This is a genomic window from Paraburkholderia mimosarum LMG 23256 = NBRC 106338, assembly GCF_000739815.1.
GTDB classification, from domain to species: domain Bacteria; phylum Pseudomonadota; class Gammaproteobacteria; order Burkholderiales; family Burkholderiaceae; genus Paraburkholderia; species Paraburkholderia mimosarum.
Map to the genome: position 1 here is coordinate 1 of NZ_BBJJ01000143.1, position 6,929 is coordinate 6,929.

The following is a 6,929-nucleotide window of genomic DNA, read 5'->3' on the forward strand; positions in this document are numbered from 1 at the left end:
GCACAACTTATCATATCGCAGAGATTTTTTTGGTTGGCGGTCGCGGCAACCAGCGCATCGCCATGTCGTCGGACCTGATCCGCGACCGGTAATCAAAAAAATGTTTGTGCTAAACCGCTCCACGGGCGGTGGCCGCTATGGGCATTGAATGACCGCCGCGGTAATTTGTAATGTCTTGCAGGGGCGATCACACACGGACTTCCGGCGAGAGTGGGAAGCATCACGTGTAAAGGAAGCGGGAATGTGCGCGTGAACCGGCAAATCACCCGCCATTTTGGAGTACGCTGGTGCGCCAGCAGATCGAAGGCACGAGCGGAGCCACGTTGGCCTCGTCAGGAAAGGCGAACGTGTACGGAAACAGGTGCGATGGCAACTAGCGCGCATGGGTGGGACCTGGCGGGGCTCGTGGAAGGCTGCCGGGCATGTCTTCGATGCGAAGCATGTGTCCCTTGCCACATACGGGGCAGTCGCGCAGTGACTTGCCGGTGAGTCGCTGGTAGTGGTCACGGTAGTCTTCCCCGGGCTCGGCTGCGGCAGCGGCGGGCGCCTCGACACCGAGCAGCTGCCTGCAGGTGGCGAGCTTGTCGGCACGGTGGCAGTTGGCGAGCCACCCGTAGCTGCGGATGCGCTTGAAGCCGTCAGGCAGCACATGCAGCAGGAAGCGACGGATGAACTCGTCGGCCGTGAGCGTCATGGTCCTTTGTCTGGACTCGTGCCGGTAGTCCTTCCAGCGGAACTGCACGGCGTGTCCGTCGAAGGCGAGGAGCCGGTTATTGGAAATGGCGACGCGGTGGGTGTAGCGGCCCAGGTAATCGAGCACGTGTTCGGCACCGCCAAAGGGTGGCTTGGCGTAGACCACCCACTACCCACTCGGCCCGTGCCGTGGGTGCAAGCCAGGCTGCGAATTCGACAGGATCGCTCAGGGATTCCAACTGACCGAGCAGGCGCAGCCCGCCGGTGTCGTAAGCGCGACGCAGCTGTTCGAGAAATAGGCGGCGAAAGAGCCGCGACAGGACCCGCACGGGCAGGAAGAAGCCGGGACGGCAGGCGATCCAGCGCTCGCCGTCCGGGGCGATGCCGCCGCCCGGCACAACGCAATGCACATGAGGGTGATGCTGCAGATTCTGCCCCCACGTATGCAGGATCGTGAGGAAGCCGATCTCGGCACCCAGGTGTTTCGGATCGGCGGCGATCGTGCGCAACGTTTCGGCGCTGGCGCGAAACAGCAGATCGTAGAGCGTCCTCTTGTTCTGGAACGCGAGAGCGGCGATGGATTCGGGAAGCGTGAAGACGACATGGAAATACTCGGTCGAAGGGAGGAGCTCCGCATGCCGGCGTTCGAGCCATTGCGCGCGGGCGAGTGACTGGCACTTCGGACAGTGCCGGTTACGACACGAGTCGTAACTGATGCGCTGATGGCCGCATGCATCGCACTGCTCGAGATGGGCACCAAGCGCTGCGGTACGACACAGCTCGATGGCACTCATCACGCGTCGCTGCACACGACTGAGCCCTTCGGCATGGGATAGCCGAAAACTGGGCCCGCACTGGCGGAAGATGTCCGCCACTTCGAGCGCCGGCCGCATGACTGCGCTCAGAAGTACTCGGGCGCAGGTGGCGGGGATGGAATGGGTGCAGGGTGCGGCAGCAGATCGAAGGGACTGGTGGTGGCGCACACGGTGCTGGTGGCCACCTTCAGGTACCGGGACGTTGTCGCAAGGGACCTATGGCCCATCAGCAGCTGGATCCGGCGCACGTCAGTACCGGTTTCCAGCAAATGCGTGGCGAACGCGTGTCGCAAAGAATGGGGTGTCACGGGTTTGGTGATGCCGCTGCGCTTGCGTGCAAGCTCGCATGCGTCGCCCACGGCATGGCGGGTGATGGGCCGCCCCGGAATGTTGCCTGGAAAGAGCCATTCCTTCGGATGGGCGTCCTGCCAGTACAGCCTCAGGATCTCGAGCAGCCTCGGCGAGAGCATTACATAGCGGTCCTTACGGTTCTTCCCTTGGTTTACACGGATGACCATGCGCTTGCTGTCGATATCGGTGACCTTCAGATGCACGACTTCCGACACCCGCAGTCCGGCGGCGTACGCGGTCATCAGGATGGTGCGGTGCTTGAGACTGGCGACCGACTCGAAGAAGGTGGTGGTCTCCTCCAGGCTGAGGACGACTGGTAATCGGAACGGCTTCCTCGGCAAGGGAAAATCCTCGTCGCTCCAGTCGCGTTTAAGCGTCACACGGTAGAGAAACCGGAGTGCGCCGATCGTTGGGCCGAGGCTGCCGGGTGCCAGCTTGCGATCTTCCCGGAGATAGATGAGCCAGGCCCGGATCTCGTCGGGGCCCAGCAGTTCGGGCGAACGGCGAAAGTGGCGGGCGAAACTGGATACCTGAATCAGATAGGACTTCTGTGTGTTGTCGGCGAGATTGCGGATCTCCATGTCGTGCAACATGCGTTGGCGTAGCGGCGTCATGACTAACCTCCTGGAAGCAGTGGTGGAGCCCGGTTGGGCATCCACATACTGCTCCTGGAGGTATCTGCGTCCGCTCGTTGGGATCCTGCGTCAGCTCACCACTGCCGGTGAACGTTAGCCAGGGGCTCTCGCTCTCCTCCCACTCCCGCGTCAGCGGGTTAGTACAACGACATTTCTCGTCCCGACACCATTACTGCAACAGAACCCTCGCAGCGGCGCTAAAGCGTCCGCCCTCGACAACGAACATTGACCATGATCGAAAGGTTGCCTAACCTATGCCGCACCCGCCGTCCCAACCTTCAACTGTAATTGGGACATTGCCCGTGTGCGGACACCCGCCCCCATACCTTGACTTCACCTCGACACCGCTCGTTCAGAGCGTATTGACCTGGTCAGTCTGGGAATTGCCACAAAAACGACCGTCCCAACTCTCGCGCCAACTCATTCAACGCCACCATCTCATCGCAGGAGAACTTTCGCCGCTGCTGTGCATCGGACCAGTCGCCGTACAGCAATGCAACTGTGGACTGATTCGCACCGGTCACCGGCAAGAGTACAAACGAATGCGTATCTCCAAATGTAACGCGGTACCACCCGGGGAGCCGTGCAATCATCTTGGGCGCGCGAGCGTTGTCGATCAGAATTGCGACTGAGTTCCTGATCGCCAGATGAAACACATCCGGTTCAAAGGCGCTACCGAATGACAACCCGGATAGCGCTTCATCAATATTCGACCCGAAACCGACGCGCGCCCGGAATATGCCGCTGTCGTCCATTACGAATGCCACGGTACGTGCACAGCCGAGCGCCTCCGATACTGTTTCACACGCGACCGCGAGAGCCAACTCGAGGGCGGGCGTCGCCGAAAGTGCGCGCAAATCGTTTGTCCCCGCGAGGATACGCATTTGAGGCACTAGCATTCCACCTCTGCTTGCCGTCACGTTGGCCCGTAATTCCGCAATCTCTCGGAGGATAGCCGCTCCGGCTCCTCCACAGGCAAGTGAGATGCTCTTCGCGGCGAGTACCGTAGGATCCATAGCGAGCGCAACACCGTACCGGTCAGCCAAGCTGGAAATGCTCACGTCACGCTGAGCGTCAGATAGACTTTGGCGAGTCAGGACATCCGTAACATCCGTGGAATAGCTGGTGATTGCGCGCAATCTTTGTGCGTGATCTTCCTCGCCTGTCGCATTGGGATCGAACGCTTCCAATCCAGACTGGATCACGTACGGCAGGCGCCAACGTGACGCAGCCTCACGGCCGATATCGTCAAACGTGGCCCCGAGCACAGCGCGGCACGCCTCAGATTCGTCGACGTTAGCTTCCGCCTGGAGCCGGATCTGATTCCATTCGCCGTCCAGATAGACGGCGACCAGCAATCTTCCCGTTTGGCGCATCAGAGCGCAGATCACCGCTTCCTCTGCGACAAGCGGATCGTCCTGCACGGTGAGCGCGCGCGCAACGCAACTCGACAGGATCGCTCGGTGCAATTCGACCTCAACATCGGTACGTGACGATTCACTGTCGCGAAAATGTTCGAGAATCTTGAACCCAATCACCAAATGCACGACGGCATCCGCGCCAAGCACAGTCAGCGCACGGGATACTGTTGTAATGTTACCGCCGAACACGCGATACATTGCCGAATTTGCCAGACGCAGGACCTTCTGTGTCAATGAGAAATCCGATAGCACAACCTGCACCATGGCAGAAAAATCACAATCCTCATCGTTCATCGCAGCTACTGTCGCGTGCAGTGACCTCGATAATATCGGGAAGTCTCCGCACTTGCTTATGCGGGCCCATATTCTATCGAGCGCAGACGTCTTGCTCATTGAACTCCAGCAAAAGTATCGTTGTTTTCTACTGTGGACACGGCGCGAATACACCGCTACCGACTCACGTAAAAAAACGTCGTTGGATAAGGCGATCCAATTTTTTCCGAAAGTAGTTAGGCTTTGCGCGAATACACTGAAAGGCACTACCCAAAGGAAACGTGGCAGACGAAACCTGCTGTTCTGGGGAGACAACGCGCTGGACACTCGCCACGACGATCAGCACGCACAAGATGCGGCTGATGCAGAAACTTGAGCTGACCGACAACGCGGAGGTGATCCGCTACGCGATCCGGCATGGTTTCATCAGCGGGTAGACGATCATACGGGTGCCGAGAGAACCTCGTGCGGCGGCACATTGCCCAAATGCTTCTCGAACACCATCGCGTCCGCGAGTTCCGAGTCAATAAAGCGGCCCCCGTTCGCGAGCTTGCAAATCGCGGCCAGCAGCACGTCAGGATCACTGTCCTTAGCCATCTACCCCACGGCGGGCGTGACACGATCTGCGCCTCGTTGTGCATGCTGAGCACGAGCACCGGCAACGCAGGCTGCTCGGCGCGCACGCGGCGTATGGGATCGATGCCGCTGAGGCCCGGCATCATCATGTCCGGCAGCAGATCGATATCGCTGGCTCTCAGTGTTTCGATTACCTCCAGGCCCTGCCCAGTCTCCGCTGTCACGACGATGTCAGACATCGTCGCGAAGATCTGCCTAAGTCCGCTGCGCACGATGGCATGGTCATCGGCAATAAGTATCCTGATCATAAAAGTCGAACCGGTTTTTGCACGCATCATGTATCGATACCGTAGTACCAGTCCCCGGTTCTCTGTCAATTACCGGGTGCCGCCAATCGAAAATCTTGAAGCGGATTGTGGCTCAGACGACGCCTTCGATGGCTCGAAGATGCAATGATGTTGTTCAGGCAATGCTTTGCCGGATCGCACAGCGTCCAGTCAATCGCATCGACGAGCAGTTGCCAATGGCGTTGCTGGTTAGCGTCGCGGCGCCGAAGCCTGAGCTCAACGTGCTACGTTGAACCAGCGCCCGAGGCCCGTTCAGGCTGGGGCGCTTTACCCCGTTAACGGCCGAACACCAGAGGCCCTGAAGCGTCGTCCATGTAGGAACTTCCTGAAATTTCACTAGGAATTCAAGCTTCCATCCAAGCATGAGTTGAGCTAGCAGACAGCGGTGTCAACTCGCGACCGATGATACTCACCACACATAGAATTGAGAGGCCACCGGCTTTACGCACGAACCGGTTCTATCGGCTCGATGGTAACGCCGACAGCGGCGGTTTAATTCACGTGCGGAAGGTCCAGACCGTCAAGGCTACCGTATTTCGCGGGCAATCGCGCGTGTCGACCTGGCTGATGGGCATTGGCTACCGCGTCGCGCTGAAGGCGCTGCGCGACGGCGGACCTCTCGCCGAGCCGCTCGCGTCGGACTACGAAGGCGCATGCGTGGATCCGTACGCGGACCACGAGCTGTGCGACTGGGTGACGAAAGGGCTCGTGCGCCTGCCGGCGGAACAGCAACACGTGATGGAGATGGCCTACTTGATGCGCCATTCGCTCAAAGAGATTGCCACGATGACTGATTCGCCGCTGAGCACGGTCAAGGCGAGGATGTTTCATGCACGCGTCAAACTTCGCAACCTGATGCCGACGCTTGCAGGTGTAACCGAGGGACCGCAATGAACCAGACCATCGATCTCGAACGCGCGCATCTGCGCACGTGGGAACTGCTGCCATGGGTCGTCAACGGCAGCGCGTCCGAGGCCGAGCGCGCGGAGGTTGACGAGCACGCGGCGACCTGCGAACGCTGCCGTGCCGAACTGGCGCTGCAGAGCCGGCTAGCCAGTGCGGTGAACGCGGAAACGGTGATGTGTCCCGAAATGGAGAAGGGGCTCGAGCGTCCGTGGTAACGGATCGACGAGGCCGATCGCCAGCAAGACGACGAAGCTCCGTCCGCTGCGCAGGCGGGCCGGCACGTATCGAACGGGCGGTGGTGGGCCGCGGTCGCGTGCGCGCTCGGCGCGGTGGTGCTTGTGCAGACCGGCGGCCTCGCGGTGCTCACCGCGCAATCCACGCATGACTTGCCGGCGCATTACCACACGTTGTCCCCGCAGCCGACCGACGGCGCGGCGCGCGCGACGATCCGTCTCGTCGTCGACAGGCCGATGCCGGTCGGCGAATTGCAGGGACTGCTGGTGCCGCTGCATCTGCAGATCGTCGCGGGCCCGAGCGAAAGCGGCGTCTATTCGCTGGGTCCGACCTCGGCGCAGCCGGCCGGCATGGTGGCCGATCAGGTCGATACGCTGCTTACCGCATCCGGCGTGCGGTACGCCGAACCCGTGGATCGCGGCTACGCTTCCTGAGCGCCCGTCCGCCCGCTGGTTTGCTTTCCTTTCCTGAAGCGTTCGCTGCTTCGCCTGTCATGGGTGCCCCGGCCGCGCGCGGCCCGGGTACCTGCATGCCTTGCTCACGGATTACTGTTCGATACTCAAGGTTGGCACCATGTAGCCGTTAAACAGCACGAGTCCCCCTGCTTGCCCCGCCGGACCGAGATCGCGTGACCCCGGTCCGGCGTCGTCGCATGAAGCCGGGCAGTCCGGGGCGTGT

At 60.7% G+C, this 6,929-nt stretch carries 5 protein-coding genes and 3 pseudogenes; 4 read left to right on the forward strand and 4 right to left on the reverse strand.

Annotated features, from left to right (window positions below):
* Window positions 1-373: 373 nt before the first annotated feature.
* From BMI01S_RS35295 to BMI01S_RS35305, 3 genes and pseudogenes are all read right to left on the reverse strand, one after another.
* A pseudogene (locus tag BMI01S_RS35295) lies at window positions 374-1,586 on the reverse strand (IS91 family transposase).
* Between the two features lie 8 nt (window positions 1,587-1,594).
* Window positions 1,595-2,473, reverse strand: a complete 879-nt coding sequence (locus BMI01S_RS35300) for a tyrosine-type recombinase/integrase (protein WP_028232906.1) — start codon at window positions 2,471-2,473, stop codon at window positions 1,595-1,597.
* A 392-nt stretch (window positions 2,474-2,865) separates the two neighbouring features.
* Window positions 2,866-4,308 carry an HDOD domain-containing protein gene (locus tag BMI01S_RS35305; RefSeq protein WP_028232907.1) on the reverse strand — a complete coding sequence of 481 codons (1,443 nt, stop codon included), beginning with the start codon at window positions 4,306-4,308 and terminating at the stop codon, window positions 2,866-2,868.
* A gap of 209 nt (window positions 4,309-4,517) precedes the next feature.
* On the opposite strand from BMI01S_RS35305, the pseudogene BMI01S_RS41550 reads away from it, so the two are divergent.
* Window positions 4,518-4,625, forward strand: a pseudogene (locus BMI01S_RS41550) (LuxR C-terminal-related transcriptional regulator); the annotation flags it as partial.
* A 16-nt stretch (window positions 4,626-4,641) separates the two neighbouring features.
* On the opposite strand, the pseudogene BMI01S_RS40035 reads toward BMI01S_RS41550, so the two are convergent.
* A pseudogene (locus tag BMI01S_RS40035) lies at window positions 4,642-5,072 on the reverse strand (response regulator); the annotation flags it as partial.
* A gap of 591 nt (window positions 5,073-5,663) precedes the next feature.
* Here BMI01S_RS40035 and BMI01S_RS35315 point away from each other — a divergent pair.
* The 3 genes from BMI01S_RS35315 to BMI01S_RS38430 all read left to right on the forward strand — a co-directional run bounded on the left by BMI01S_RS35315 (window position 5,664) and on the right by BMI01S_RS38430 (window position 6,685).
* Window positions 5,664-6,005 carry an RNA polymerase sigma factor gene (locus BMI01S_RS35315; RefSeq protein ID WP_161635578.1) on the forward strand — a complete coding sequence of 114 codons (342 nt, stop codon included), beginning with the start codon at window positions 5,664-5,666 and terminating at the stop codon, window positions 6,003-6,005.
* Window positions 6,002-6,232: a zf-HC2 domain-containing protein gene (locus BMI01S_RS38425; RefSeq protein ID WP_028232908.1), complete on the forward strand. Its 231-nt coding sequence runs from the start codon at window positions 6,002-6,004 to the stop codon at window positions 6,230-6,232. Before BMI01S_RS35315 ends, BMI01S_RS38425 begins: the two co-directional genes overlap by 4 nt.
* Window positions 6,233-6,349: 117 nt before the next feature.
* Window positions 6,350-6,685: a hypothetical protein gene (locus tag BMI01S_RS38430; protein ID WP_154671497.1), complete on the forward strand. Its 336-nt coding sequence runs from the start codon at window positions 6,350-6,352 to the stop codon at window positions 6,683-6,685.
* Window positions 6,686-6,929 lie beyond the last annotated feature (244 nt).

What these genes read in the sequence shown, in the direction of transcription:
- BMI01S_RS35300 (WP_028232906.1), bottom strand. Translation starts at nt 2,473, where the DNA reads ATGACGCCGCTACGCCAACGCATGTTGCACGACATGGAGATCCGCAAT.
- BMI01S_RS35305 (WP_028232907.1), bottom strand. Translation starts at nt 4,308, where the DNA reads ATGAGCAAGACGTCTGCGCTCGATAGAATATGGGCCCGCATAAGCAAG.
- BMI01S_RS38425 (WP_028232908.1), top strand. Translation starts at nt 6,002, where the DNA reads ATGAACCAGACCATCGATCTCGAACGCGCGCATCTGCGCACGTGGGAA.